Below are 26177 nucleotides of genomic sequence, written 5' to 3' on the forward strand. Positions count from 1 at the left end.
CATGCAACGTTATTTTATCAACCAAACTGGCTTACTTGTCCAGAAATTGGTAACCTTAACGGCCGATGATAGTCGACATTTCCTAAGGGTTATGCGGTCTCAGCCTGGGGCTAAGGCTTGGTTAGTGACTGGGGACGGGCAATGTTACTTGGCCCAATTAGAAGAGGAAGTGGACCGCCTGGCCCAATTCCGCCTCATAGAACTTCAGGAGGGTGCTGACCAGGTAGAATTACCTGTTGAGGTCACCATTGCCTGTGGCTTGTCCAAAAATGACAAGCTAGATTATATTGTCCAAAAGGCAACCGAATGTGGCGCTAGCCATTTTCAACCCTTGGCCCTCAGTCGAGATGTCGTCAAATGGGATCATAAGAAGGCGGGCCAACGTCTGGACCGCCTACAAAAAATTGCCAAAGAAGCGTCCGAGCAATGTCACCGCCTTCGCATTCCTCAAGTGGCGCAGCCCCTAAGCTTAGCTCAATTACTGGCCAAGTCAGCTGACTATGATGCTTGCTTAGTAGCCTACGAAGAAGACGCCAAACAACGCGAGCATAGTCGCTTACGTCAAGCCTGCCAGACACTTAAGGGCCAAGCAGGCGCCAAGGTCTTGGTTGTCTTTGGGTCTGAAGGAGGCCTGACTCCAGAAGAAGTCTCTCAATTATGTGAAGCTGGCTTCCAGACGGTCGCCTTAGGGCCTCGTATTCTCAGAGCGGAGACGGCCCCAATCTATTTCTTATCAGCCTTATCCTATGCCCTAGAACTTGAACTATAAGGAAGGAGTCTATCTCATGGAACTAGCAAAATACATTGATCACACCGCGCTTAAGGCCGATACTGGCCGTGCCGCCATTGAAACGCTCTGCCAAGAAGCCCGCGACTATGGCTTTATGTCAGTCTGTGTCAACCCTACTTGGGTGGCGACTGCTCATACTTTACTAGCAGGTTCAGATGTTAAAGTCTGCACGGTTATTGGTTTCCCTCTGGGGGCTAATACTTCAGCTGTCAAAGCCTTTGAGACCCGCACCGCTATCCAAGAGGGAGCGGATGAAGTCGACATGGTCATTAATATTGGTGCTGCAAAAGATGGCAATTGGGACCTAGTCAAAGCGGATATCCAAGCCGTAGTGGAGGCTGCTAATCATCAAGCCTTAGTTAAGGTGATTGTAGAGACTTGCCTTTTAAGCAAGGAAGAAATCGTCAAAGCCAGCCAAGTAGCCAAGGAAGCTGGGGCTGACTTTGTTAAGACCTCTACCGGCTTCTCAACTGGCGGTGCCACTGTCCAAGATATCCGCCTTATGCGGGAAACCGTAGGCCCTGACATGGGAGTTAAGGCCAGCGGTGGAGTTCAAAACCGAGAGGATGCCTTGGCTATGATTGAAGCGGGTGCCAGCCGAATTGGCGCCTCCAAGGGAATTGCGATTGTAACCGGCCAGGCTACAGGCAATGCACCAGGAAACTATTAGTAATTGTAAGTAAGAAAGGAAGAGTAGGATGGCACAAGCACCAGATTTAACGGCCGCAGATGTCATGGCCCTCTGCGAAAGCTACATGAATGAAAAGCATGTGGCCTTCGTTAAAAAGGCGTTGGATTTCGCCACAGAAGCCCACAAGGAGCAATTTCGCTTATCGGGAGAAGCATACATCGTGCATCCTATTCAAGTTGCTGGAATTCTCGCCCAACTCAAGATGGACCCTGATACGGTCGCGACCGGCTTCCTCCATGATGTGGTGGAAGACACTGACTACACCCTAGAAGATATCGTCCGCGAATTTTCTGAGACGGTAGCCTTCTTGGTAGATGGCGTCACCAAGTTGGGGAAATTTAAGTTCCAGAGTAAGGAAGAAGCCTTAGCAGAAAACCACCGTAAGATGCTCTTGGCCATGGCCAAAGACATGCGGATTATCATGGTCAAACTGGCTGACCGCCTTCATAATATGCGGACCCTTAAATTCCAAAAGCCGTCCAAACAAGTGGAAAAATCTCAAGAAGCGATTGAGATTTATGCACCGCTAGCTGACCGTTTAGGGATGAACCTGATTAAGTGGGAGCTAGAAGATATTGCTCTGCGTTATATCAATCCAGACGCCTACTATCAGATTGTCAACTTGATGAAGTCCAAGCGGGAAGAGCGCGAGACCTATATTCAAGAAGCCATTCTGGATATTAACGAGGCCATTGAAGAATTACATATCAAGGCCGATGTCTATGGGCGTCCAAAGCACATTTATTCTATTTACCGTAAGATGGTCAAGCAGAATAAGGATTTTGATGAAATCTATGACCTCTTAGCTATCCGGGCCCTAGTACCGACCATTAAGGACTGTTATGCTGTCCTAGGGGCGGTCCATACCAAGTGGAAACCAATGCCTGGTCGCTTCAAAGACTATATCGCCATGCCTAAGGCTAATCTCTATCAGTCCATTCATACGACGGTTATCGGTCCGCATGGCAAACCGGTTGAAATTCAGATTCGGACTTTCCAAATGAACGAAGTGGCGGAGTACGGGGTTGCAGCTCACTGGGCCTACAAGGAAGGTAAGACCCAGCAAGTCCGCGAAGATGAAGCCATTAAGAAGCAACTGACTTGGTTCCGCGATATTGTAGAATTAGAAGATGAAGCCAAAGACGCGGGTGAGTTCATGGACTTCGTTAAGGAAGACATCTTCAAAGACCAAGTCTATGTCTTCTCACCAAAGGGGGATGTCTTCGAACTGCCTAATGGGGCGGGCCCCTTGGACTTTGCCTACCATGTCCATACGGATGTGGGCCAAAAAACAATTGGGGCCAAGGTCAATGGTAAGATTGTCCCACTTAACTACAAGCTCAAAAACGGGGATATCGTGGATATCTTAACCAACCCCAATTCCAATGGACCAAGTCGTGACTGGTTGAAATATACCGCCACTTCCAAGGCACGAAACAAAATCAAGCGTTACTTCAAGCTACTTGATCGCGATCGCAATAGTGAACGTGGTCAAGCCATGGTGGAAGAAGAGCTCAAGAAAAATGGCTATAGCCTTAAACAATTGTCTAAGAAGGCCTATGAGAAGGAACTCTTTGAACGCTATAATGTGCCGACTTTGGCGGACCTTTTTGCAGCTGTAGCCTTGGGAGAAGCATCTGCTATTAGTGTCTATAACTTCTTGCATAGCAAGGAACAGAAGGATGTCCCACCGGCAGAGCCGCTAAGCAATGAGCAAACCCTCAACAAACCTGAGACCGAGGCCATGAAGATCCAACATGAAAATGGCGTCATGGTGCGTGGGGTCAACAACCTTATGATTCGTCTCAGTCGCTGCTGTAGCCCGGTTCCAGGTGACCAAATTGTGGGTTACGTGACACGAGGGCGGGGGATTTCTGTTCACCGTAAGGACTGTCCTAACTTACTCAATGAACCTGATTTGCAAGAACGGACCATTCCAGTTGAATGGGAAAGCACTGGTCAGCTTGGTGCCGACTATGTCACCGAGATTCGGGTAGTGGGCTTTGACCGCAATGGACTGATCAACGAAGTCTTGCATGTGGTCAACCACTCGGTTAAGACCTTGCGTAATGTTAACGGGAAAGTGGACGACAAGACTTCAACGGCGACAGTCACCATTAAGGTTGCGATTTCTAATACGGCTCAATTAGAAGATCTCATGGTCAAATTACGTAACATTCCGGACGTTTATGAAGTAACCCGAGTCAATAATAAGTAGGAGGCCCCTGGATGCGAGTACTTATTCAACGTTGCCGTCGGGGTCAGGTTTCAATTGATGGTCAAGTGGTAGGAGCGATTGATAGGGGCTTTGTCCTCTTGGTCGGTGTGACCTATGAAGACGGCCCAGAAGATGTGACCTATTGCGCCCGCAAAATCAGCAAACTGCGTGTTTTTGAAGATGAGCAGGGGCGGATGAATGCCAGTCTGGATAGTCTGCCGGACGGCGCCATTCTATCTATTAGCCAATTTACGCTATATGGTGATGTCCGCAAGGGCAACCGGCCAAGTTTTACCCAGTCGGCACGTCCAGAGGTGGCAGAGCCTCTCTATGAGTCCTTTAACCAGGCTCTAAGGGAGGCGGGCTTCCGCGTGGAAACCGGGCGTTTTGGCGCAGACATGCAGGTCTTAATTGAAAATGACGGACCAGTGACCATCCTAATCGATTCAAAAGAAAAGTGAGTAAAATCCAGGGATTGAGCCCGACTCAATCCCTGGATTTTTTCTTCATCATAGACAAAAAAAGAGCCCTGATAGGGCTCTTTTATGATGCGGAGAAAGGGATTTGAACCCTCACGTCCTATTGGACACATGCGCCTGAAGCATGCGCGTCTGCCGTTCCGCCATCTCCGCTTAACACAAAATGTATTATACTACATTTTGCTGAAAAAGGGAATGACAAAGGCCTAAAAGCGTTTAAGTTTTTACTGGACTAGAGGCTAACTCCCATAAAGTCGCGAATGATTGGAACTAGACCATCTTGGTCGTTGGAGAGGGTAATATGGTCGGCTGCTTCCTTAAGCAGTGGGGTGGCATTAGCCATGGCAACGCCCAAACCGGCTGTCTCAATCATGGTCAAGTCGTTATTCCCATCGCCGCAGGCAATTACCTGGTCCAGAGTCAAACCAAGGTGTTGGCAGAGGACTTTAATGGCCTGGCCTTTGGAGACTTGGTGGTGAACGAATTCTAAGAAGTAAGGCTTAGAGGTGGTGGCATAGGTTAAATCGCCGAAGCGCCCCTTCAACTCAGCATCTGCAGCTGTAACTAGGTCTGGGTCACCCACGCCAATGAATTTCATTCGGGCTTTAGCTAGTTGAGACAGGTTAGCGATGGCCTCAGAATCATAACGGTCGGGAATACCTGTTAATTGACTTTCAATGTGGCTATAATCATTGGCTTTATCCATGACCACGTACTCGTCCATATAGGTTAGGACGGTCAGACCTTTAGCTTGAATATATTGGACAATGTCATCTTGAGCGTCCGCTTCTAGGCGTTGGCTGAAGAGTTCCTGGCCATCTGCCATACTGGTGATGGCGGCGCCATTAAAGGAAATGATGTAAGAATTGAAATGGTCTAATTTTAGCTGCTTAGCCGTTTCGATCATAGAAGGGGTTGGTCGGCCGCTAGCTAGCACGACTTTCTTGCCTTGCTCCTGAGCCTTCATCAAGGCCTGATAGGTGTCATCAGAAATAGTGTTCTTACTGGTCATCAAAGTATCGTCAATATCTAAGACCAGCATTTGATAATCTGTCATAAGTGGACTCCTTAATCAATTTGCTAGATTTATTGTATCGAAAAGCCTAGAAAATGACAACTATCTGAGTTACAATTAATAGGTTAATGCTAGTGCCAGACAGGTGCTAAGGAGGCAGGAGAGTAGATGCAAGAATTAGCAATTATCGCCCACCTAGGAGCAGGTGGTGGCCAGGGAGGTAAAGTCTTGGAGGAGACTCTGGCAGCCCTGAACAAACACCAAATAACACCCAAAGTCCATATTAGCACTTATGCTGGCCATAGTGAGCTTTTGGCTCAGCAATTGGTCCAGGAACCGGTCATTACGGTCATTGGTGGTGACGGGACTCTGCACGAAGTTGTGTCCAGTCTAGCTGGACAACCACAGCCTCCTGCCATTCTCTATTTGCCGGCTGGACGTGGTAATGACTTTGCTAGGGCCTGGCAAGCTAAACGGAAGCTAGCTCAAGCCTTGGATCAATTGCAGGCAGGTAACCGACTTCAAGTGCCGATTCTGCGTTTGCAAGATCAGGTCAGTGGACAAATTAGCTATGGGATTAATAGCCTAGGGATAGGTTTTGATGCCATGGTTAATCAGCAATCCAAGGCCTTAAGACTGGGGCGTCTATTAGCCAAGTGGCATTTAGGCAAGCTGTCCTACCTAGTGGCTGTCTTTGCTAGTTTACCTAAATTAGAGGCTTTTGAGGTCAGCCTCAGCCTAGATAATCAGTCGCCTCAACTAGTGTCTGACTGCTATCTCTTCAGTGTCCTCAAGAATCCTTATATGGGTGGGGGCATAAAATTAGATAATCTAGGCCAGGCTAGCAATCCAGAGATTAGTGTAATGGCCTTTCACAGCATCAAGGCAAGACATTTACCAGGCTTGATTTGGCAGGTCTTAGTCAGTCATAAGCAGGACCAGTCGCCTCAAGTCAGTCGTTGGACCGGGCAAAAGCTTGATTTGGTCATTAAGCAAGCCATTCTAGGTCAAGTGGATGGAGAGGTCCAGGAGGCGGCGCCACGTCAGCTGACCGTTGATTGGTTGACTTATCCATTTATTCTAGCAGAACCTTGACTTTTAGGGGCTTTTAGCCGTATAATGGTAGAGGTATAAGGCTATGTTGAACCCAGCCTCAGAGAGACTTCATTTGGTGGAAGAAGTCACGGGTCTCAATGCTCCCTTAGGTCTTTCTAGTGGCAACATTAGCGTAGGATTGGCGTTAACAATCATTAAAGATGTAATGAAGCAGATTCGTTATAAGCAAGGTGGTACCGCGACTTATCGCCCTTGCATGTAATGAGTGTGTTTTTTATTTTTATTAGAAAAGGAGTTCATCATATATGAAACAATTGACGAGTGCGCAAATTCGCCAAATGTATCTTGATTTCTTCGCAGAGAAGCAACACCAAATTATTCCAAGTGCCTCTTTGATCCCGGTCAATGACCCAACCCTCTTGTGGATCAACGCCGGTGTGGCACCTCTTAAAAAATACTTTGACGGTACGGAAGTGCCAGACAACCGTCGTTTGGCTAACGTACAAAAATGTATCCGGACCAATGACATTGAGAACGTAGGTTACACTGCTCGCCACCATACCCTCTTCGAAATGCTAGGGAACTGGTCTATCGGCGATTACTTTAAGAAAGAAGTCATTGCTTGGGCTTGGGAATTCTTAACGAGCGAGCGTTGGTTAGGTTTTGAAGCAGATAAGCTATTTGCCACCTACTATCCAGATGACAAGGAAACACCCGAAATCTGGAAGCAACAACCAGGTTTTATTGCTGATCACTTGGTGGCAGTAGCAGATAACTTCTGGGATATCGGGGCTGGTCCATGTGGTCCAGATACCGAGATTTTCTACGATCGTGGACAAGACTTTAACAACTTGGAAGCGGACGACCCTGAAAACTACCCTGGTGGTGAGAATGAGCGTTGGTTGGAAATCTGGAACTTAGTCTTCTCTGAGTTCAACCATTTACCAGATGACACCTATCAACCACTTCCTAACAAAAACGTCGATACCGGGATGGGCTTGGAACGGGTAGTCTCTGTCATTCAAAATGCTAAAACCAACTATGAGACAGACCTCTTTGTGCCAATTATTCAAGCCATTGAAAAAGTCTCTGGTGTAGATTTTGCTTCAGCTGGTGACAAACAAGTCAGCTTCAAGGTCATTGCCGACCACATTCGCGCGGTTTCATTCGCGATTAGTGATGGGGCATTGCCTTCCAATGAAGGGCGTGGCTATATCCTACGTCGTCTCATTCGTCGTAGTGTCATGCATGGCCGAAAATTGGGGATTAGCCGTAGCTTCTTAAGTGAATTAGTCCCTGTTATTGCGGACATTATGGGGGCTTATTATCAAGAATTGACGGAACAATTAGCCTTCGTTCAAAAGGTCATCTTAAATGAAGAAGAGCGATTCCACGAGACCATTGAAGGTGGGGAAGCTCACTTGAATGACTTGATGGCTAACCTCAAGGCTGAGGGCAAAACCGTGGTTCCGGGCGCCCAGGCCTTCCAACTCTATGATACCTTTGGTTTCCCGTTAGAGTTAACGGTTGAATTGGCTGATAGCCAAGGCTTCTCGGTTGATCAAGAAGGTTTTGAGACAGAAATGGAAGCCCAACGTCAACGGGCTCGTGCAGCTCGTTCTAAGGAAGAGAGCATGCAAGTCCAAAGCGACCTCTTACAAAACATTACTGATGCCTTTGATTTCGTGGGTTACGAAACGCTTGTTACAAACGCGACTATCAAGGCCATTGTGCTAGATGAAGCCAAGGTAGATCAGTTACCAGCTCATCAAGAGGGTTGGGTCTTCTTCAACCGTAGTCCTTTCTATGCAGAAATGGGGGGGCAAGTAGCGGACTCTGGGATCATCCTAGATGGCGATCAAGAAGTAGGCCAAGTCTTAGATGTTAAGAAAGCACCTCAAGGTCAGTTTATGCACCGTATCAAAACGGGGGATATGCCGTTGACTGTCGGTCAATCCTATACCTTAGAAGTGGATCGGGCAGCACGCCTTAAGACCAACCAAAATCATACCGCAACCCACCTCTTACACCGTGCCTTGAAGGTTGTTTTGGGTAGCCATGCCAACCAAGCGGGTTCTTACGTTGGGCCAGATCGCTTACGCTTTGACTTCTCACACTTTGGTAAAGTCACACCTGAGGAACTCAAGCAGATTGAAGCCTTCGTCAACCAATGGATCGCCAACTCTGCCAATGTTGATATCGCTGAAATGTCCATTGAAGATGCTAAAGCAACAGGTGCTATGGCTCTCTTTGGGGAAAAATATGGTGATGTTGTACGGGTTGTTAATATTGCAGGAGAATCTATCGAGTTGTGTGGTGGGACCCATGTGAACAACACTAATGAGATTGGCACCTTCAAACTCCTAGCTGAGTCTGGGATTGGGGCCGGGATTCGTCGGATTGAAGCCTTGACTGGTCAAGCTGCTGTTGCGGATTATCAGGCTCAAGCTAACCTCCTACAAGAAGTGCAAAATCATCTCAAAGTGGCTCAAGCTAGCCAACTCTTACCACGATTAGAGCAATTGCAAGAAGAACTCCGTCAAGCCCAAGCTCAGGTGGAGTCGCTCAACGCAAAATTACTGCAAGCTGAAGCAGGACAAGTCTTCCAAGATGTTCAAAGTGTTGGGGATGTGACTTATGTAGCCATTAACTTAGGCAATCAATCTGTTGATGGGATGCGTCAAATGGCTGACATCTGGAAGAAAGAAGCACCATCTAATATCTTGGTCTTAGTTGCTAGCCAAGAGGAAAAAGTAAGTCTCATGGTCCAAGTGGATGAGCAAGGCTTGGCTGCTGGTCTTAAGGCTGGTAACCTCATCAAGCCATTAGCGGCAATTGTCGGCGGTGGCGGTGGCGGTAAGCCACAAATGGCTCAAGCCGGTGGTAAGAAACCAGAAGCGATTCCAGAATTATTGGCGCAAGTCAGCACAGTAATTAACGAACAATTATAGGCTTTTTTGCCGGAATTATTGCAAAAAGGTTCCAATCTTGTACAGAGTCATGTACAATAAGATTAAACGAGAGGATTGGTGATAGTATGCAATCATTAGATGAAACCATCTTATTTAGCTTAGATGATCTCAATAAGCAGACCATTCGCGAAGTACTAGAGATTGTATTTAGCGCCCTAGAAGAAAAGGGGTATGATGCAACCAACCAGATTGTGGGTTATCTCTTGTCAGGAGATCCAGCCTACATTCCACGCCATCGTGACGCCAGAAACTTAATTCGTCGTTATGAGCGCGATGAGATTGTGGAAGCCTTAGTCCGCTACTATGTTAAAGGAAATCGCTAAACCATGTATAAACGTATTATGGGCTTGGACGTAGGATCCAAGACAGTAGGAGTGGCTGTTAGCGACTTAATGGGCTGGACTGCTCAAGGTCTTGAGACCATTCGTATTGACGAAGCAGCGGGGGACTTAGGTTATGACCGCCTGCTGGAACTGGTTGATGAGCACCAGGTTAAGGAGCTTGTTATTGGCTTGCCCAAGAATATGAATAATAGTCTGGGACCAAGAGCAGAAGCCTCAATGTCCTATGGAGAGGGAATTAGTAAGTTAAGACCTGAATTGACTATCCACTATCAGGATGAGCGCTTAACCACTTCGCAAGCAGAACGTATGCTTGTTACAGAAGGAAATGTTAGCCGCAAGAAACGCAAGCAAGTTATTGATAAGCTAGCTGCGGTCATTATCCTACAGAATTATTTAGACCGAATTAATTAAGGAAGGGGGCATAGCTATGCCACACGAACACGACCACCATCACGATCATGATCATCATCATGACCACGACCACCACGAACATATTACCATTGTGGATGAGAACGGAAATGAGGCTTTATACGAGATTCTCTTTACCTTCGAATCAGAAGATTATGGTAAGAACTACGTCATTCTCTACCCAGCGGGTGCTATTGACGATGAGGACGTAGAACTTCAAGCTTACTCATTTACGGAAGGCGAAGACGGACAGTCCGGTGAATTATTGCCAATCGAAGATGAGAAAGAATGGGATATGGTTGAGGAAGTCCTCAATACCTTCTTAGACGAAGAAGGCAATTTCTAAGCTAGTAAAAACCTGGGAGTTTGAATATGACTCCCAGGTTTTATTTTGTTTTTTATCTAGGAGGCTAAAGATGAATAGAAATAGTTTTAGTTTTATAGTGCGAGTCTTTAACCGACTTGTAAAGGGATAATAATGGCTATTTAACAGAAAAATTGATATAATGCATAGGATATATTGAATCTATCACATAGCGAAGGAGGTTCCTCAGTGAAAGTAGATTGGGACAAAGTCAAACAAGATGCAGAACTTAAGGAAGATCATCAAGTAAAAGAAGAATTGATGACCCAACGCATCGTCAAATACATTATCTTAGGATTAGTAGCCTTAGCCTTAGTTGTAGGTTTAGGTTGCTTCTGGTACTATAACGATTCCCTAAAGGCAGTTAACAACCAAAAGACAGAGACTGTGCAAGTAACGATTCCGATTGGTTCTAGCAGTAAGGACATTGCGCGCTTACTTAAGTCTCAGGGCTTAATTAAGAATGCCGATATCTTTAGCTTCTATATGAAGGCCAAAAGTGTCAATGGCCTCCAAGCAGGTCACTATGACTTAAGTCCTGCCATGGATGCCGATACCATTATTGCAACCCTTCAAAAGGGTGGTAAACCGATCGAAGTCGATGTGGATACCAAACTAACCGTTGTTGAAGGTATGCAACTGGAACAAATTGCCCAAATGGTGGAAGAAAACACCCCGATTAAGGCAGCTGATTTCTTAGCAACTGCTAATGATGCTAGCTTCATCGAAGAGTTAAAATCTCAATATCCGAGCTTAATTTCAGGTTTGGATGGGGTAGAAGGGCTCAAATATAAGTTAGAAGGTTACCTCTATCCGGCAACCTATGACTATATCGCTGGTACCAATGTTAAAGACCTAATTAAACAAATGGTGGGCAAGATGAACCTTGAATACCAAAAACTCAAGGAAGATATGGGCAATACCAACTTGACCTTCCATCAAATCTTGACCTTAGCTTCTATCATTGAGAAGGAAGGGGTCACAGATGAAGATCGCAAGCTCATTTCAGGTGTCTTCTATAACCGTATGAACAACGAGATGCCACTGCAATCCGATATTACCGTCCTCTATGCCTTAGGTGAACACAAGGAACTGGTGACCATTAAGGATACTGAAGTGGACTCACCATACAACCTGTATAAGCATACGGGCTTAGGACCAGGGCCCTACAATAGCCCAAGTCTCAGTGCCATTCAGGCTGCCATCTATCCAACAGCCTCAGACTACTTCTACTTTGTAGCGGATATCGAGACCGGGAATGTCTACTATGCGACCACCTTGGAAGAGCATGAAGCTTTGGTAGCTAAGTATGTCAATAAGAATAGCAGTCAAGAATCAAGCCTATCATCAAGCGAAACAGAATAAGAATAGAATGAGGGGAAAATAGTATGTCAAATCGTCCGATTGTAATTGGCGTAACCGGGGGTTCCGGGAGTGGAAAGTCCAGTGTCAGCATGAAACTCATGGAGATTTTCGCCGATTTATCTGTCATGATGCTCCAGCATGACTTCTACTATAAGGACCAATCGCACCTACCTTTTGAAGAAAGACTTAAAACCAACTATGACCATCCATTGGCTTTTGACACGGATTTATTCGTGGCCGATCTTAATCGTCTCTTAGAGGGACAAGCCATCGATAAGCCGGTTTATGACTTTGCTAACCATACACGTAGTAGTGAGGTCATTCATCAAGAATCCAAGGATGTTATCATCGTGGAAGGGATTCTCATTCTGGAAGATCCGCGCTTACGTGACTTAATGGATATCAAGGTTTATGTTGATACCGATGACGATATTCGTTTGGCTCGCCGGATTCTCCGCGATATTAAAGAGCGTGGCCGTTCAGTGGAGTCGGTCATCAACCAATATGTGGACGTGGTTAAGCCAATGCACCACCAATTTATTGAGCCAACCAAGCGTTACGCCGATATTATTGTCCCAGAAGGGGGCTATAACCAAGTGGCGATTGACCTCTTAGCCACCAAGATTCATTCTATCCTACAAGGCAAGGCTCTCGAAGCCAAGCAAGAAGCCTAAGCAAAAGATGCTCTATAAATTTTTATGCCTAACTATCAAATTATGATTGCTAAATGACCAAGATAGTGTTATATTATTTCTGTTCTGACAGAGGCAAGACCGAGTGAGTTGGCTTAAGGCCAATTCGCTCGTGTTCTTTTGTTTCTCCTAGGGGACGAGAAGCAACTATCCATTAAAAATAAGGAGTTAAGACGTATATGGAAGAAAAAGTATACCCAATGACCCTGGAAGGGAAAGCCAAATTAGAGGCTGAATTGGAAGATTTAAAAGTTAATAAACGTAAGGAGATTATCGAGCGCATTAAGATTGCCCGTTCATACGGTGACTTATCTGAAAACTCTGAGTACGATGCAGCTAAGGACGAACAAGCCTTCGTTGAAGGACGTATCTCTGTCATTGAGAAAATGATTCGTTTTGCGCAAATCATTGATGATCGCGATGTAGCAGATGATGTGGTAACCTTGGGCCGTACGGTAAGCTTCATTGAATTGCCAGGTAGCGACGAAGAGTCTTATACCATTGTGGGTTCTGCTGAAGCAGATCCATTAGAAGCCAAAATCTCTAATGATTCACCAATTGCTAAGGCAATCATTGGTAAGAAATTAGGGGATGTCGTAACAGTGGAAACTCCAGGCGGATCCTTCGATTTGAAGATTACCAAAATTGAGAAAAATTAACTTGCTAGAGGCTAGTATGAGATGCTAGCCTCTTTTCTTTTGCCGAATTATGGAGCAGCTTTTCCTAGGGGATGGGGGTTAAGGGTTTTCCTATGGCTTAAAATTGTTTATAATAAGAAGCGTAAGCTAAGAAAGGAGGACGGACAGATGTTTGCTTTTTTAAAGCGCCATATTTTTCAGATTTTGGCATTGGCTGGGGCAGCCTTGGTCTTTGAACTCATGGGGCGGGGCGTCACCTTTCTCTTGTTTTTAGGTAGCCTAGTCTTGCTAGTTGCCAGTGTCTACATACCCATCGGGATTTTTAGGGGCATGACCTTGGTTTTGGCCTTGACGAGTTTCTTCGTAGCCATTTTTATGACTCAGTCTATCTGGCTAGTGCTCTTGGTCTTGGTGCTCTTTTATTGGCTCTTCCGGGGACCTAACGGCAATGAGTTCCTAGTTTGGGGAGAGTCACTACTCCATCCCTTCGGTGGTGCCAAGGAAGCCTATCATGGGGTTAAGTTAATTCAACCTCAGAGTGGCCAGCGGACCCTAATCAAGCGTGAATCCCTGATTGCCTCCATGGAATCTAAAACCAATTATTATGAATGGGATGATATCAATATTGTTTTCTTAGGGGGGAGCTCCATTGTCGATTTGGGCAATACCCTCCTGCCGCCCGAGCAATCGACCATTGTCATTCGTAAATTATTTGGCCGTACACGGCTGATTATTCCGCGTGACGTAGGTTTCCGACTCAATATCTCAGCTATATCAGGTGCGGTGGTCTTCGAGAACCAAAGCTATTCCTTAGTAGGGGAAAACTTCCGTTGGGAGACTGCAGGATATGCCGCAACGCCACGTCGGCTAAATATCATGATTTCTGTTGGCTTTGGTGAAGTGGAGGTGATTGTGCTATGAACCTACATTTATGGCGCCGTCTCTTCCTCTATCAGCTCTTGGTTAATTTGGCCATTACAACCATTATGGTGGGTCTTCAAGTCTACGTCTTCCAGACCTTGAGTTTGGCTAGTCTCTGGGAGTTGACCTGGTTCCAAATTCCATTTTATTTGGTCTTAGTAGGGGCTAATTTCAGTATTGCCCTGGTAGTATCAGGCTTCCTGACTTTCTTCCTCAGTGGCCCTTATGAAGAGCTTCGGGCTAAGATTAATTGGCTTTTGCTAGGAAAATATCAACATCCTATTTTTAAGGATTCTGGCAAGGGGCTGCACGCCTGGTACGATTATAGTGGTGTGGTTTCATCAGATCTCAACCGTATCCGTGACAAGCTCGTCCAGCTGTCTAGAGACCTGCAGGATTTTGCTGCTTCCCCAACCTTCGTAGGGGAAGAAACCAAGGAAGAAATTATCGAGACTGAACGCCATCGGATTGCGCGGGAGCTTCATGATTCGGTTAGTCAGCAGCTCTTTGCAGCCACTATGATGCTTTCAGCCATCAAAGACCAAGAGCAGGTTGAGATTGCAGAACCTATCCGCCAACAAATTATTCGGGTCGATAAGGTTATTTCGACGGCTCAAATTGAGATGCGAGCCCTCTTATTACATTTGAGACCGATTGGATTAGAAGATCGGTCCCTTAAGCAGGGGATTGAACAGTTATTACTTGAGCTCCAGACCAAGATTCCGACGACGATTGTCTGGGACTTGGCCGATGTGCGCTTGGAATCCGGTATTGAGGACCATCTCTTCCGCATTGTACAAGAAGCCATTTCTAATACCTTAAGACACGCTAGAGCTAACCGTCTGGAGGTCTACCTCCAGGTGGATGAGAGCTCGGCTCAGCTCAAAATTGTGGATGATGGCCTAGGCTTTGACATGGATAAGGCTGACAAGGTCGGATCCTATGGTTTGCGTAATATTCGAGAACGGGTGACCAATCTTGGGGGCGAATGTAAGATTCTCAGTATGACAGGTAAGGGGACCGTTCTGGATATCACCCTTCCTATAAGATTTTAAGGAGGTAAGTAGATGATTAAGGTATTACTAGTGGACGACCATGAAATGGTCCGACTAGGTGTCTCATCATATTTGATGATTCAGACTGATATGGAGGTAGTGGGGGAAGCCAGCAATGGCTTGGAAGGTTACCATAAGGCCCTTGAACTACGACCAGATATTATCCTCATGGACTTAGTCATGGATGTCATGGATGGAATTGAAGCCACTCAGAAAATTATGGCAGATTGGCCTCAAGCTAAGATTATTATCGTAACCTCCTTCCTAGATGATGAGAAGGTCTATCCGGCTATGGAGGCGGGAGCTAGCTCCTACTTACTTAAGACTTCGTCTGCTGCTGAAATTGCCCAAGCCATCCGTTCTACCTATCAAGGGCATAAGGTGATTGAACCTGCCGTGACAGAGAAGATTATCGAGCACCGATTAGATCAAGCACGGCCTAAGCCTCATGATGAGTTGACTAATCGGGAGTTGGATGTCTTACGTCTAATAGGTCAAGGCTACTCCAATCAAGCCATTGCCGAGGAACTGGTCATTACCCTTAAGACGGTTAAGACCCATGTCTCCAATATCTTCACCAAGTTGGAAGTAGAAGACCGTACTCAGGCGGCTATTTACGCGGTTCACCATCATTTGGACGGTCAGTGAGCACCTAGTTAGGTCCTGTCTTAAGGACCATGCTATAATAAAAACAGCAAGTCAAGAGAAGGAGTGTAAGGGATGGAATTAAAAGTAGATCCAGCATCAGTTGCTTGGTTTAAGGAAGAAGTAGGATTGCCTCAAGGGGCGGGTGTACGATTTTTAGTCAAGGTTTATGGTTGTAGCCCTATTAACAGTGGCTTCTCCCTCGCTATGGAAACCAACTACCCGAGTGAACCAGGTGTCACTTATGAAGCAGACGGCGTGCTCTTCTATATTGAGAGTCGTGACGAATGGTTCTTCGATGGACATGATTTGTCGGTTGAGTTTGATGAGGGTCATGGTGAGCCAGCCTATATTTTTGTCAAAGATGGGGTGGCTGTCAATCCCCTAGTGAAGGAGGCTTAAGACATGACTACAAATCAACGCTATGGTTCGCAAAATAAAACCAACCAACTAGTTAAATTAAGTGTCTTTGTGGCCTTGATTATTATCCAATCATGGGTGCCTATGTTGGGCAACATTCCGACACCTGTCTTATCCATTACTTACATCCATGTTACCGTCATTTTAGCAACTCTCTGGCTAGGTTGGAAAGAGGGCGTCTTGGTTGGGACGGCTTGGGGATTAAATTCTTGGATTCGTGCCCTAACTGCACCTGTGTCACCCATTAATGCCCAAGTCTTAAGTGATGTCATGGTCAGCGTCTTGCCACGTATGCTCATGCCATTGATTTTGGCCGGTTTGATTGTGGTCTTCAAGTCTTGGAGTAAAAATCCACGTCTAGTGGGAGCCTTGGCTGGCTTTAGTGGTAGTTTTCTCAATACTTTCTTGGTTTTAGGAGCTATTGTTTTATTCAAGCAAGAAGTTTATATGACCATTAAAGGGGTAGACCAGACCGGTCTTTGGCAATTATTAGGGGGCATCATTGCGACCAACGGGATCTTGGAAGCTTTTGTCGCAGCTATTCTAACCCCAATTTTTTATCAAGTGACCTTACAACTGGCTAAGCGTCAGGGACAACACTAAGCCTATAAGAAGCGAACTTAGAAGGTTCGCTTTTTTTTATGCTTTTAGGGCTTAGACTGCCTTGCTTTAAGCAAGATTTAGTTGACTTTTCGGCTATATAGCGCACTTGGGCGACATTTTCATGAAAATATACGAACGATTGAGAATGGTTTTAGTAAAACATCATCGAATTTCTTGCTAGATTGACCTAATAATGATATAATGTAAGGGAATTCAGAGTGAGTTCATGAGTAAGAAATATTCAAAGGAGATGTTTTAATGAAGAAAGCTTTTGGATTAGCAGCTACAGCCTTGACAGTAGCAAGTTTGGTAGCACCTGTTGCCGTAAATGCGGCTGATTTTTCTGCAGTGATTGTCACAGACGTAGGTGGGGTAGACGACAAGTCCTTCAACCAAAGCGCCTGGGAAGGTCTTGAGCAATTCGGTAAAGAAAACAAGTTAGAAAAAGGGGTAGGTGGCTATGACTACTTACAATCCAATAGCGACTCTGACTATGTGACTAACCTTAACTCAGCAGTCCAAGCAAACTTCTCCTTAATCTTCGGGATTGGTTATAAATTAGAAGCTGCAGTCAAAGAAGCAGCCACTCAATACCCAGATAAGCACTTTGCTATTGTGGACTCTGTAGTTGACTTACCAAACGTTGCTTCCTTGACCTTCAAGGACAATGAAGCAGCCTTCTTAGCAGGGGTAGCCGCTGCTAAGACCACTAAGACCAAACAAGTTGGTTTTATCGGTGGGGTCGAAGGTTTCGTTATTGACCGTTTTGAAGCTGGTTTCGTTGAAGGCGTAAAAGCAGTTGATCCTTCTATCAAAGTTGAAGTTCAATACGCAGGTTCATTTGCTGATGCAGCTAAAGGGAAACAATTAGCTGCTGCTATGTACTCAGGTGGTGCGGATGTTATCTTCCACGCTTCTGGTGGTACCGGGAACGGTGTCTTCTCTGAAGCTAAGGATATCGTAACGAACGATCCTAAACGTGAAGTATATGTTATCGGGGTTGACTTAGACCAAGATGCAGAAGGTCTAGTCACTGTAGATGGCAAAGAACGTCACTTAACCTTAGCTTCAACACTCAAAGGGGTAGGCTCTGCGGTTAAGAAGTTCGCACAAGAGACCAAAGAAGGTCAATTCAAATCTGGTAACACTATTTACGGCTTGAAAGACGGCGGGGTTGACTTAACGACTGCCCAATTATCACCTGAAGCTAAAAAAGCTGTTGAAGAATACAAAGCTAAAATCGTCAAAGGTGAAATCACTGTACCTGAAAAACCAAATCGTTAATAAAGGCTTAGGTACTAGGAGCTGGGGCAACCTGGCTCCTTTTTTGAAAGTAAAATGCACTTATAAAATAAGGTAAGTATTAATTAAGAAGGAGGGATTCTATGGAAACAGTGACGCATCCAGTGATTGAAATGCGTGGTATTTCCAAACAGTTTGGGACATTTTTTGCCAATAAAAATATTAACCTCGAGCTCAAGAAGGGCGAAATTCATGCCTTGCTTGGTGAGAACGGGGCGGGTAAATCCACTCTGATGAACATTTTGTCCGGTCTCTTACAACCGACTGATGGGCAGATTTATATGAATGGCCAAGCGGTTAACATTTCCAATCCAACGGTCGCTAATAACCTACATATCGGGATGGTTCACCAGCACTTTATGTTGGTAAATGACTTTACGGTCGTTGAGAATATCATGTTAGGGAATGAAATGGTTCAAGGCTTACGTTTGGACTATAAGAAGGCCAAGGCTCATATTATGAACTTATCTAAGCAATATGGTTTAGCCATTGATCCAGACGCTAAGGTTGCCAACATCACGGTGGGGATGCAACAGCGGGTGGAAATCCTCAAGACCCTCTATCGTGGCGCCGATATTCTGATTTTCGACGAACCAACGGCAGTTTTAACACCACAAGAAATCGATGAACTCATGGTTACGCTCAAGTCCTTAGCGAGTGAGGGTAAGTCCATTATTATCATTACCCATAAGTTAGCAGAAATTAAGCAGGTAGCCGACCGTTGTACTATTATCCGGCGCGGGGAGTCCATTGATACGGTTGATGTAGCCACTACTTCTGCTAAGGAATTAGCCGATATGATGGTAGGGCGTTCCGTCTCCTTTAAGACCGAGAAGAAGGCTGCTAGTCCTGGCGAGGTCTTCTTGAATGTGGAAGACCTAGTGGTTAAGGATGAACGGGGCATTGTTGCTACTAAGAACTTGAGTTTCCAAGTAAGACGTGGCGAAGTAGTGGGGATTGCCGGGATTGACGGGAACGGTCAGTCCGAGCTAATTCTAGCACTTGCGGGCCTCATTCCAATTGAATCAGGTAAGATCGAATTGGGCGGCCAGGATATTGTAGGTAAATCACCACGTCAAATTACGGAGTTAGGCTTTGGTCATATTCCTGAAGACCGCCACAAATATGGCTTGGTTTTGCCTATGAAGGTTGAGGAAAACTTAGTGCTCAAATCCTACTATCATACGCCATACTCTGAAAAAGGCTTCTTACGTTTCCAAGCTATTGAGAAGAAGGCCAAGGCCTTAATTGAGCAGTATGATGTGCGGACCGTCTCTGAAAAAGTGCCAGTTAAGTCACTCTCGGGCGGGAACCAACAAAAGGCCATTATTGCCCGTGAGTTAAGCTTGAACCCTGATTTCCTGATTGCAGCTAACCCAACTCGGGGCTTAGATGTAGGGGCCATTGAATTTATCCATAAGGCCTTGATTGCTGAACGTGATGATCAGAAGGCTGTCCTCTTGATGAGTTTCGAATTAGACGAAATTCTCAATGTATCTGATCGCATTATTGTCATGCACGACGGCCATATCATGGTAGATATTCCGGCATCTGAAACCAATGAACAAGAAATCGGCTTGATGATGGCGGGGACCTCTTATGAAGAAGTATTAAGCCATCGTCAAACAGGAGGTGACGCTAATCATGAAGGATAAACTACGTGCCGTTTTTGTTCCTATTGCATCTGTTGTGATTGGGATTATCGTAGGAGCCTTGATTATGTGGCTCTTCCGTTATGATGCGGTTAAAGGCTATGAGGCCCTCTTCAATGGAGCATTTGGTAAACCATTCAATATTGGTCAGACTCTACGGGCTGCCACTCCGCTTATGTTAACAGGTTTAGGCTTTGCAGTGGCCTATACGGCTGGTTTCTTCAACATTGGTTTGGCTGGTCAAGCCCTCTGCGGTTGGTTAGTCTCCGTTTGGGTGGGGCTGACTTTAGGTGATTTACCATCCTTTATCGTCTTACCAATTGCTATTGTAGCTGGGATGGTGGCAGGTGCCCTCTGGGCAGCTATCGCTGGTTTCCTTAAGGCTTACTTTGATACCAGTGAAGTCATTGTGACCATCATGCTCAACTATACGGCGATTTATTTATCAGACTATCTCTTGCGTAATGTCATTACCAACCGTTTGGATGCAACGCCTATCTTGAAAGATAATGCTACCTTAAAAATGCAGTGGTTGTCAGACTTGACCAATGGGTCTACCTTACATGCGGGTATTTTCATTGCAGTCTTAATGATTCTAGTCGTTCATATTTTAATGACGCGTACGACCCTTGGGTTTGAACTCAAAGCCGTAGGGATGAACAAGTTTGCCTCAGCCTATGCGGGGATGAACGCAAAACGCAATATTATCCTATCTATGGTCCTATCTGGTGCTCTTGCAGGTCTAGGTGGTGTCATGAACGGGCTAGGTGAGTTCCGTAACATCTTCTTGATGAACGGTAAAGCACCAGATATTGGTTTTGATGGTATGGCCGTTGCCCTTTTAGGGATGAACAATCCAATCGGAATTTTCTTCTCAAGTATTCTCTTTGGTGGTCTCAAGACCGGTGGGAACTTGATGCCTTTGGCTGCTAAGATTCCGAGTGAAATCGTCAACGTCGTCATTGGCTGTATTATTTTCTTCGTCGGATGTAGCTATATCTTCCGCTTCATTATGGAGAAGGTTCGCAGCAATAAAGTCAGCAGCAAGGAGGGAGCATAATGCAAAATATACTCGCTTTAGTTGTATCCAATGCGCTCTTGTACGCAACACCGCTGATTTTTACTGCCCTTGGTGGCGTCTTCTCTGAGAGAAGTGGGATTGTTAACGTAGGTTTGGAAGGGATTATGGTCATTGGGGCCTTCTCATCGGTTGTTTTCAACTTGACCTTCGCCGGTCAGTTTGGCGACTTAACTCCATGGCTAGCGCTCCTAGTCGGTGGGCTTTGTGGCTTGCTCTTTGCCTTGATTCATGCGGTAGCGACCGTTAATTTGCGGGCTGACCACATTATTTCAGGGACCGTGCTCAACTTGATTGCACCATCCTTGGCTATCTTCTTAACCAAGGTCCTTTTCCAAGGTAAGGGTCAAACAGACTCAATCAAAACCAAGTTTGGTAAATTTGACTTCCCAGTCTTATCAGACATTCCAGTTATCGGGCCAATCTTCTTCGCCAAAACTTCTATCTTGGCTTATGTAGGGATCGTCCTAGCCTTTGTAGTTTGGTATCTGGTCTTCAAGACGCGTTTTGGTTTGCGCTTGCGGTCAGTCGGGGAGAACCCTCAGGCTGCCGATACCTTGGGGATTAATGTCTACCTCATGCGCTATTCTGGCGTCTTGCTTTCTGGCTTACTAGGTGGGATTGGTGGGGCAGCCTACACTCATACTATTTCAGAAAACTTCGCGGTATCGACCATTGCCGGTCAAGGTTTTATGGCCATGGCCGCTATGATTTTCGGTAAATGGAACCCAATTGGGGCCATGTTAGCAGCTATCTTCTTCGGTTTAGCTCAGTCCTTGGCCGTTATCGGGGCTCCCATTCCAGTTATTAGGGATATCCCGTCAGTTTACTTGCAAATTGCACCTTATGTGATTACAATTATTGTATTGATTGGTTTCGTTGGCCGCTCCAAGGCGCCAGAAGCCGTTGGGACAACCTACATCAAATCAAAATAAGAGGAGAAAGACCCGTGTTGGCTCCATTCAAGGGCTGGCATGGGCTTTTTTCCTAATGAAGGAGAGAAAGCCATGCAAGAATGGCAAGCTGGCATCCACTATCAGGCGGTTGCCTCCACTAAATATAAAACCAACCAAGTCATTATAAAGGCTATCTTACCTTATCAAGCTGAGCGGGCGGCGGCCTGGTCCTTGCTGGCTCGTATGATGGAAGACGGGAGTGATCATATTCCAAGTAAGGCGGCCTTGGAAGGTATTTTGGCCCAACTCTATGGTGCCTCTCTATCAGTAGGGGTCCAACGTAAGGGGCATTTTCTAGAATTTGTTATGGCAAGCCAAAGTGTTCGGCCAAGTCTGGTTCAGATGCCTGACTTAATGCCGGCTTGGCTAAACTTAATGGGTCAGTTATTGTTTGAACAGGAGTCGCTAGCCCTAGCCTTGCCGCAAGCTCAGGCACGTTTTGAACGGGAGCAGGCCTTTCAGCTGCAACGGATTGAGCGTATGGGGGATGACAAACGACGCTTGGTGGTTCAAAAACTTTACCAGGAGCTTTACCGTGAGACTCCTGACAATGCCTTGGCCAATCTAGGGGATGTGTCCAGAGTCCAAGCCCTGACTCTAGCTGATCTGGCTAAGGCTCATAGGGAAATTTGTCAGGAAGCCCAATTCTATCTCGTCAGCAATGGTGATTTGACCAATAGTGACTTGATTAAGTGGCTAGAGAGCTGGTCACTAAAGGGTCGCCAGGCTGACTGGGATTATGGTGATAACTATCTGGCCTTAGATAAGCCTTTGTCAACTGATAATCTAGGCCAATTGATTGAGGAAAAGGTTCAGGGCCAGCAAGCTAATTTGGCTATGGCCTTTGCCTTTCCACCGGCCAAGAGCCTTAAGGAACGTATTATACTACAAGTGGCCAATGGGATTTTTGGCTACCTACCTGTTTCTCGACTCTTTACAGAAATTCGAGAGAAGCAGAGTCTGGCCTATGCCATTCATTCTGGTCTTGATTTTCACCGATCTTTTGCCTTGGTACGGGCGGGCATTAGCCCCGATAAGGTGGGGCATGTTTATGAGGAAGTGCAAGCCCAGTTGGCTGACCTAATGGTGAGTTTGGAAGAAGGGGACTACCTAGAGGAAGTGAAACTGACCCTCTTGAGTGCCGATGTACAGTCGCGAGACTATCAACATTTGGAGACTGATAAGATGATTGCCCAGGATTTGTATCCTGACTTCGATTTGTCGACAGACTACTTTGAATCAGTGGTGAGAGCCCTCAAGGCGGAAGAGGTCATTGCTTGCTTAGGCAAATGGCGTTTGGTGGGGGCCTATGCCCTAGTAGGAGGTAAAGATGAAAGAACACTATCATAAAGTTTTGGATGAAACCTTCTTTGAAAAGGTGCTAGCTAATGGTTTAATCGTTCGCTTGGTACCTAAACCAGGTTACCACCGCAGTTACGGAATTCTGACGACACACTATGGTTCGGTGGATCAAGTGGTGCGACACAAGCAAACGGGAGAAGAAAAGACCATTCCTGCGGGAGCTGCCCATTTCTTAGAACACAAGATGTTTGAAGGGCAAGGAGGGCTAGATGCTTTTGTGCTCTTTATGAAGCAGGGGGCTATGGCTAATGCTTTTACCCACTACTTTCAGACTTCCTATCTATTCTCTGCTTCCTATTATATTGAACGCAATGTCGAAACCTTGCTTGATTTTGTGCAGACACCTTATTTCACACCAGAAGGCATTGAGAAGGAAAAGGGCATTATCACGCAAGAGCTCTATATGTATCAGGATGATCCTCTCGGAGTCTCCTATCAAGCTCTCAATCAGGCCCTCTATCCCGACCATCCTTTAGGCGTAGATATCTTGGGAACGGAAGAAAGCATTAAGGCCACCACTTATGAAGACCTACGCTTGGCTTATGATACCTTCTACCATCCAAGCAATATGAATTTGATTGTGGTAGGGAACTTTGACCCACAAGCTTTACTCGCTGTCATTGAGGCTAATCAAGCCCGCAAAACATTTGAGCCACCTCGCTATCATAGGGTAGAAGAAGAGGTGACAGCTCCCGTTCTACCTAAAACTCAGCTTGAGCGGGAAATCAGTCAGCCAATTATCGAGTTGGCTTGGCGCTTTGCCCCAGAAAATCTATCGGGCTTAGAATTGATTCGCCAACGTATTGTTGGGGAAGTCTTCTTCGAATTACTAATGGGACCTATGTCGTCAGCCTATGCTAGCTGGTACCAGCAACAGTGGGTAGATACCAATTTCTACCAGTCTTATCATTTAGACCACAAGATGCACCATTTGGCTATTCATGCCCAGAGTCATCATACATCAGACTTGATTGCTGCAATCAAGGAGCTCTTGGCTAACTGGCAACATAACCCGGATTTGACTGAGGAGCAGTTGAAACAAGTGGTGACAGGGCGCATTGGTGATTTCTTACAACACCTAAATTCCTTGGAGTTCATTGCTTATGAATTGATCGAAGCTGTGATGGATAGTTACGAATTAGCTGATATCCTGACTTGCCTTCAGGAAATTAAACTATCAGACCTCCAGGAATTTGGTCATCAAGTGCTCTCAGGAGCCTCAGAGGCAGTTGAGGTCCTAGTTAATCCCATAACTGAATAAGCAGAGAGGCCAAGTCCTTAGTGGGACTTGGCCTCTTGATTTTTTAGCAGAAGTTTTTAAGTTTTGGAGAAAAAGATTAACTCCCCTAGTCAGAATATGATATAATACTTCTTGAATGTAGAAAGAAAAGGATGAACGGCGATGAGTGAATTAGGAACCAAATTACGCGATGCCCGCATTGAAAAAGGCTATACCTTAAATACCTTACAACAAATGACAAAAATCCAAAAAAAATACCTTGTGGCCATTGAAGAAGGACGTTTCGAAGAAATTCCTGGTAACTTCTATACTAGAGCTTTTGTAAAACAATATGCTGATATGGTAGGTCTAGATGGGGATAGTCTACTCTTAGATTATCAAAGTGAGCTTGAAGCGGTGGAGCATGGCTTGTCTCAATATGAAGAGCAAGAGACAGAAGCTATGCCAAGTCGTTTGAATCGTAATCAAGCCCAATCCGAGCAATCACTTTTAGACCGCTATGCTAAGCACCTACCGGTATTAATGTTGGCCGGTGTTTTCATTCTCGTCATGGCCTTTATTACTTGGACCATTTACTCCGTATCCCAACGTGAGCGCCAACAACAAGCCAATAGTTCTAGCGCGACTAGCTTGGTATCATCAGTGGAACCAAGTTCGGCAGCTCAACATGCAGCTAGCAGCAGTAGCGAGACTTCTTCCCAAGCCAAGATTGACGGCGCTGAATTCTTTGGCGATGTTCAAGCTAAGCGCGTATCTGGTGAAGGCGAAGAAACAACCTACGAACTCTATGCGCCGATGAATAAATTTAAGTTCACAGTTAAAGGCAAGAATTATGTCTGGGTAGGTGTCTATGAGGATGAAGAAATCACCATGGATACGACGGTAACTGAAGGTGAAACCTTAGATATTAAGGTCAAAGGCCAAACCCGTAGCGTCCGTATACGCTTGGGTTACCCTGAAGGGGCTGAGATTCAGGTGAATGGTAAGACTGTGAAAATCGCCAACGACTATATCACGGATTCCATTGTCTTCCGCCTACATGCCGACCAGCCAACTGGCTCAAGCACTAATGAAGCTAATCAAGGCGCTGAAAATCAACAAGGCCAAGCCCAAGGCCAAAACCAAAATCAAGCCCAAGGTCAAGGCTCTTATCAAGGTCCAGCCGTTCTGGATCCAAACCGCCAACAGAACAACGATAATAATGGGCAGTAAGGCCTAATCAAGAGGGAGGATAGTCATGAATATCGCCAATAAGTTAACGCTCTTGCGCATGCTGATGATTCCAGTCTTTATCTTCTTGCTATTAAACCATTCGGCTGACCAAGTTGTGTGGTTAGGGAGTGCCATTCCTGTCAATCAAGTCTGGGCCGCTGTGGTTTTTGCCTTAGCGAGCTTTACGGACTTCCTTGATGGCTACCTGGCGCGCAAATACCAATTAGTGACCTCTTTTGGGGCTTTCTTCGATCCCATGGCTGATAAATTGCTAGTCATGGCTGCGCTGATTTTACTAGTCCAATTAGGCCCTGTACCGGGATGGGTGGTTTTCATCATTCTAGCCAGAGAATTGATGGTGACAGGCTTAAGAGTATTGATTGCCCAATCCAATGGTAAGGTGATGGCAGCCGCTATGCCGGGCAAAATTAAGACGACGACACAGATGCTAGCTATTATCTGCTTCTTATTGCAAGATATGGGGCGGTCAGTCTGGGGCTTCTCCCTGGCTAATCTCTTGCTTTATGTCTGTCTATTTTTCACTATTTACTCGGGTTTAGAATATTTTTATCATGCCCGCTTCGTCTTTTCTGACGGGCTTAAATAAGATAAAACACCAAAATTAAAAGTCTGAATCTATGGTTTGGGCTTTTTCTTTGCCTTTTGGGCATGGAAATATAGGACTTAGGGAAGCAAAAG

26 protein-coding genes and 1 tRNA gene are annotated in these 26177 nt (G+C 45.6%); 25 read left to right on the plus strand and 2 right to left on the minus strand.

Annotation, left to right across the window (positions count from 1 at the left end):
* The first annotated feature begins 1 nt into the window (after window position 1).
* From RWO08_RS01780 to dtd, 4 genes are read left to right on the plus strand one after another with little or no spacing between them, the layout of a single operon-like run.
* A complete protein-coding gene (locus tag RWO08_RS01780; RefSeq protein WP_306486805.1) occupies window positions 2–769 on the plus strand; it encodes a 16S rRNA (uracil(1498)-N(3))-methyltransferase in 768 nt (255 codons plus the stop codon).
* A gap of 16 nt (window positions 770–785) precedes the next feature.
* Window positions 786–1460 carry a deoxyribose-phosphate aldolase gene (gene deoC / locus RWO08_RS01785; protein WP_306486806.1) on the plus strand — a complete coding sequence of 225 codons (675 nt, stop codon included), beginning with the start codon at window positions 786–788 and terminating at the stop codon, window positions 1458–1460.
* A gap of 28 nt (window positions 1461–1488) precedes the next feature.
* Window positions 1489–3699, plus strand: a complete 2211-nt coding sequence (locus RWO08_RS01790) for a bifunctional (p)ppGpp synthetase/guanosine-3',5'-bis(diphosphate) 3'-pyrophosphohydrolase (protein WP_314211094.1) — start codon at window positions 1489–1491, stop codon at window positions 3697–3699.
* Between the two features lie 11 nt (window positions 3700–3710).
* A complete protein-coding gene (gene dtd / locus RWO08_RS01795; protein WP_291427267.1) occupies window positions 3711–4160 on the plus strand; it encodes a D-aminoacyl-tRNA deacylase in 450 nt (149 codons plus the stop codon).
* A gap of 88 nt (window positions 4161–4248) precedes the next feature.
* Here the strand turns inward: dtd and RWO08_RS01800 are convergent.
* Both RWO08_RS01800 and RWO08_RS01805 read right to left on the minus strand, forming a co-directional pair.
* Window positions 4249–4331 (minus strand) — tRNA-Leu (locus RWO08_RS01800).
* Window positions 4332–4410: 79 nt separating this feature from the next.
* Window positions 4411–5235 carry a Cof-type HAD-IIB family hydrolase gene (locus RWO08_RS01805; RefSeq protein WP_306486809.1) on the minus strand — a complete coding sequence of 275 codons (825 nt, stop codon included), beginning with the start codon at window positions 5233–5235 and terminating at the stop codon, window positions 4411–4413.
* Window positions 5236–5361: 126 nt separating this feature from the next.
* Here RWO08_RS01805 and RWO08_RS01810 point away from each other — a divergent pair, with 126 nt between their 5' ends.
* From RWO08_RS01810 to pgsA, 21 genes are all read left to right on the plus strand, one after another.
* Entirely contained in the window at window positions 5362–6288 is a 927-nt protein-coding gene (locus tag RWO08_RS01810) for a diacylglycerol kinase family protein (RefSeq protein ID WP_306486811.1), read from the plus strand.
* A gap of 266 nt (window positions 6289–6554) precedes the next feature.
* Window positions 6555–9200 carry an alanine--tRNA ligase gene (gene alaS, locus RWO08_RS01815; RefSeq protein ID WP_306486813.1) on the plus strand — a complete coding sequence of 882 codons (2646 nt, stop codon included), beginning with the start codon at window positions 6555–6557 and terminating at the stop codon, window positions 9198–9200.
* 86 nt (window positions 9201–9286) lie between these two features.
* Window positions 9287–9544, plus strand: coding sequence for an IreB family regulatory phosphoprotein (locus tag RWO08_RS01820; protein WP_023390811.1), 258 nt, complete (start codon window positions 9287–9289; stop codon window positions 9542–9544).
* Between the two features lie 3 nt (window positions 9545–9547).
* A complete protein-coding gene (ruvX, locus tag RWO08_RS01825; RefSeq protein WP_306486814.1) occupies window positions 9548–9976 on the plus strand; it encodes a Holliday junction resolvase RuvX in 429 nt (142 codons plus the stop codon).
* Between the two features lie 16 nt (window positions 9977–9992).
* Window positions 9993–10319, plus strand: a complete 327-nt coding sequence (locus RWO08_RS01830) for a DUF1292 domain-containing protein (RefSeq protein ID WP_268443095.1) — start codon at window positions 9993–9995, stop codon at window positions 10317–10319.
* A gap of 207 nt (window positions 10320–10526) precedes the next feature.
* A complete protein-coding gene (mltG, locus tag RWO08_RS01835; RefSeq protein WP_291431880.1) occupies window positions 10527–11702 on the plus strand; it encodes an endolytic transglycosylase MltG in 1176 nt (391 codons plus the stop codon).
* Window positions 11703–11725: 23 nt separating this feature from the next.
* Window positions 11726–12376 carry a uridine kinase gene (udk, locus tag RWO08_RS01840; protein ID WP_268443090.1) on the plus strand — a complete coding sequence of 217 codons (651 nt, stop codon included), beginning with the start codon at window positions 11726–11728 and terminating at the stop codon, window positions 12374–12376.
* Window positions 12377–12573: 197 nt separating this feature from the next.
* Window positions 12574–13053 (plus strand): transcription elongation factor GreA, encoded by a 480-nt coding sequence (greA, locus tag RWO08_RS01845; protein WP_023390804.1) that lies wholly within the window; start codon window positions 12574–12576, stop codon window positions 13051–13053.
* Window positions 13054–13200: 147 nt separating this feature from the next.
* The gene (gene liaF, locus RWO08_RS01850) at window positions 13201–13953 is read left to right on the plus strand and encodes a cell wall-active antibiotics response protein LiaF (protein ID WP_306486816.1); all 753 of its coding nucleotides are present in this window, start codon (window positions 13201–13203) and stop codon (window positions 13951–13953) included.
* On the plus strand, window positions 13950–15008 hold the full coding sequence (locus RWO08_RS01855) for a sensor histidine kinase (RefSeq protein ID WP_306486818.1): 1059 nt from the start codon (window positions 13950–13952) through the stop codon (window positions 15006–15008). Before liaF ends, RWO08_RS01855 begins: the two co-directional genes overlap by 4 nt.
* Before the next feature lie 12 nt (window positions 15009–15020).
* Window positions 15021–15656: a response regulator transcription factor gene (locus tag RWO08_RS01860; RefSeq protein ID WP_306486819.1), complete on the plus strand. Its 636-nt coding sequence runs from the start codon at window positions 15021–15023 to the stop codon at window positions 15654–15656.
* 72 nt (window positions 15657–15728) lie between these two features.
* Window positions 15729–16055, plus strand: a complete 327-nt coding sequence (locus RWO08_RS01865; RefSeq protein WP_023390800.1) for a HesB/YadR/YfhF family protein — start codon at window positions 15729–15731, stop codon at window positions 16053–16055.
* 3 nt (window positions 16056–16058) lie between these two features.
* Window positions 16059–16676: an ECF transporter S component gene (locus RWO08_RS01870; RefSeq protein WP_306486821.1), complete on the plus strand. Its 618-nt coding sequence runs from the start codon at window positions 16059–16061 to the stop codon at window positions 16674–16676.
* Between the two features lie 258 nt (window positions 16677–16934).
* Window positions 16935–17960, plus strand: coding sequence for a BMP family protein (locus tag RWO08_RS01875; protein ID WP_023390798.1), 1026 nt, complete (start codon window positions 16935–16937; stop codon window positions 17958–17960).
* A gap of 101 nt (window positions 17961–18061) precedes the next feature.
* Window positions 18062–19633 (plus strand): ABC transporter ATP-binding protein, encoded by a 1572-nt coding sequence (locus RWO08_RS01880; RefSeq protein ID WP_314211095.1) that lies wholly within the window; start codon window positions 18062–18064, stop codon window positions 19631–19633.
* On the plus strand, window positions 19623–20690 hold the full coding sequence (locus RWO08_RS01885) for an ABC transporter permease (protein WP_268443080.1): 1068 nt from the start codon (window positions 19623–19625) through the stop codon (window positions 20688–20690). The genes RWO08_RS01880 and RWO08_RS01885 overlap by 11 nt, the downstream gene beginning before the upstream one ends.
* Window positions 20690–21643 (plus strand): ABC transporter permease, encoded by a 954-nt coding sequence (locus RWO08_RS01890; RefSeq protein ID WP_314211096.1) that lies wholly within the window; start codon window positions 20690–20692, stop codon window positions 21641–21643. Before RWO08_RS01885 ends, RWO08_RS01890 begins: the two co-directional genes overlap by 1 nt.
* 72 nt (window positions 21644–21715) lie before the next feature.
* Window positions 21716–23014 (plus strand): insulinase family protein, encoded by a 1299-nt coding sequence (locus tag RWO08_RS01895; protein ID WP_314211097.1) that lies wholly within the window; start codon window positions 21716–21718, stop codon window positions 23012–23014.
* A complete protein-coding gene (gene yfmH, locus RWO08_RS01900; RefSeq protein WP_306487193.1) occupies window positions 22995–24287 on the plus strand; it encodes an EF-P 5-aminopentanol modification-associated protein YfmH in 1293 nt (430 codons plus the stop codon). The genes RWO08_RS01895 and yfmH overlap by 20 nt, the downstream gene beginning before the upstream one ends.
* Window positions 24288–24428: 141 nt before the next feature.
* The gene (locus tag RWO08_RS01905; protein ID WP_291427280.1) at window positions 24429–25478 is read left to right on the plus strand and encodes a RodZ domain-containing protein; all 1050 of its coding nucleotides are present in this window, start codon (window positions 24429–24431) and stop codon (window positions 25476–25478) included.
* A gap of 25 nt (window positions 25479–25503) precedes the next feature.
* Window positions 25504–26085, plus strand: a complete 582-nt coding sequence (gene pgsA / locus RWO08_RS01910) for a CDP-diacylglycerol--glycerol-3-phosphate 3-phosphatidyltransferase (RefSeq protein ID WP_306487192.1) — start codon at window positions 25504–25506, stop codon at window positions 26083–26085.
* The last annotated feature ends 92 nt before the right edge of the window (window positions 26086–26177 follow it).

This window comes from uncultured Abiotrophia sp., assembly GCF_963520105.1.
Classification (GTDB): domain Bacteria; phylum Bacillota; class Bacilli; order Lactobacillales; family Aerococcaceae; genus Abiotrophia.

What these genes read in the sequence shown, in the direction of transcription:
- RWO08_RS01855 (WP_306486818.1), top strand. Translation starts at nt 13,950, where the DNA reads ATGAACCTACATTTATGGCGCCGTCTCTTCCTCTATCAGCTCTTGGTT.
- RWO08_RS01780 (WP_306486805.1), top strand. Translation starts at nt 2, where the DNA reads ATGCAACGTTATTTTATCAACCAAACTGGCTTACTTGTCCAGAAATTG.
- greA (WP_023390804.1), top strand. Translation starts at nt 12,574, where the DNA reads ATGGAAGAAAAAGTATACCCAATGACCCTGGAAGGGAAAGCCAAATTA.
- alaS (WP_306486813.1), top strand. Translation starts at nt 6,555, where the DNA reads ATGAAACAATTGACGAGTGCGCAAATTCGCCAAATGTATCTTGATTTC.
- RWO08_RS01905 (WP_291427280.1), top strand. Translation starts at nt 24,429, where the DNA reads ATGAGTGAATTAGGAACCAAATTACGCGATGCCCGCATTGAAAAAGGC.
- RWO08_RS01895 (WP_314211097.1), top strand. Translation starts at nt 21,716, where the DNA reads ATGCAAGAATGGCAAGCTGGCATCCACTATCAGGCGGTTGCCTCCACT.
- RWO08_RS01805 (WP_306486809.1), bottom strand. Translation starts at nt 5,235, where the DNA reads ATGACAGATTATCAAATGCTGGTCTTAGATATTGACGATACTTTGATG.
- ruvX (WP_306486814.1), top strand. Translation starts at nt 9,548, where the DNA reads ATGTATAAACGTATTATGGGCTTGGACGTAGGATCCAAGACAGTAGGA.
- RWO08_RS01875 (WP_023390798.1), top strand. Translation starts at nt 16,935, where the DNA reads ATGAAGAAAGCTTTTGGATTAGCAGCTACAGCCTTGACAGTAGCAAGT.
- udk (WP_268443090.1), top strand. Translation starts at nt 11,726, where the DNA reads ATGTCAAATCGTCCGATTGTAATTGGCGTAACCGGGGGTTCCGGGAGT.
- RWO08_RS01865 (WP_023390800.1), top strand. Translation starts at nt 15,729, where the DNA reads ATGGAATTAAAAGTAGATCCAGCATCAGTTGCTTGGTTTAAGGAAGAA.
- RWO08_RS01820 (WP_023390811.1), top strand. Translation starts at nt 9,287, where the DNA reads ATGCAATCATTAGATGAAACCATCTTATTTAGCTTAGATGATCTCAAT.
- RWO08_RS01880 (WP_314211095.1), top strand. Translation starts at nt 18,062, where the DNA reads ATGGAAACAGTGACGCATCCAGTGATTGAAATGCGTGGTATTTCCAAA.
- RWO08_RS01890 (WP_314211096.1), top strand. Translation starts at nt 20,690, where the DNA reads ATGCAAAATATACTCGCTTTAGTTGTATCCAATGCGCTCTTGTACGCA.
- RWO08_RS01830 (WP_268443095.1), top strand. Translation starts at nt 9,993, where the DNA reads ATGCCACACGAACACGACCACCATCACGATCATGATCATCATCATGAC.
- RWO08_RS01870 (WP_306486821.1), top strand. Translation starts at nt 16,059, where the DNA reads ATGACTACAAATCAACGCTATGGTTCGCAAAATAAAACCAACCAACTA.
- liaF (WP_306486816.1), top strand. Translation starts at nt 13,201, where the DNA reads ATGTTTGCTTTTTTAAAGCGCCATATTTTTCAGATTTTGGCATTGGCT.
- deoC (WP_306486806.1), top strand. Translation starts at nt 786, where the DNA reads ATGGAACTAGCAAAATACATTGATCACACCGCGCTTAAGGCCGATACT.
- yfmH (WP_306487193.1), top strand. Translation starts at nt 22,995, where the DNA reads ATGAAAGAACACTATCATAAAGTTTTGGATGAAACCTTCTTTGAAAAG.
- dtd (WP_291427267.1), top strand. Translation starts at nt 3,711, where the DNA reads ATGCGAGTACTTATTCAACGTTGCCGTCGGGGTCAGGTTTCAATTGAT.
- RWO08_RS01810 (WP_306486811.1), top strand. Translation starts at nt 5,362, where the DNA reads ATGCAAGAATTAGCAATTATCGCCCACCTAGGAGCAGGTGGTGGCCAG.
- pgsA (WP_306487192.1), top strand. Translation starts at nt 25,504, where the DNA reads ATGAATATCGCCAATAAGTTAACGCTCTTGCGCATGCTGATGATTCCA.
- RWO08_RS01790 (WP_314211094.1), top strand. Translation starts at nt 1,489, where the DNA reads ATGGCACAAGCACCAGATTTAACGGCCGCAGATGTCATGGCCCTCTGC.
- RWO08_RS01885 (WP_268443080.1), top strand. Translation starts at nt 19,623, where the DNA reads ATGAAGGATAAACTACGTGCCGTTTTTGTTCCTATTGCATCTGTTGTG.
- RWO08_RS01860 (WP_306486819.1), top strand. Translation starts at nt 15,021, where the DNA reads ATGATTAAGGTATTACTAGTGGACGACCATGAAATGGTCCGACTAGGT.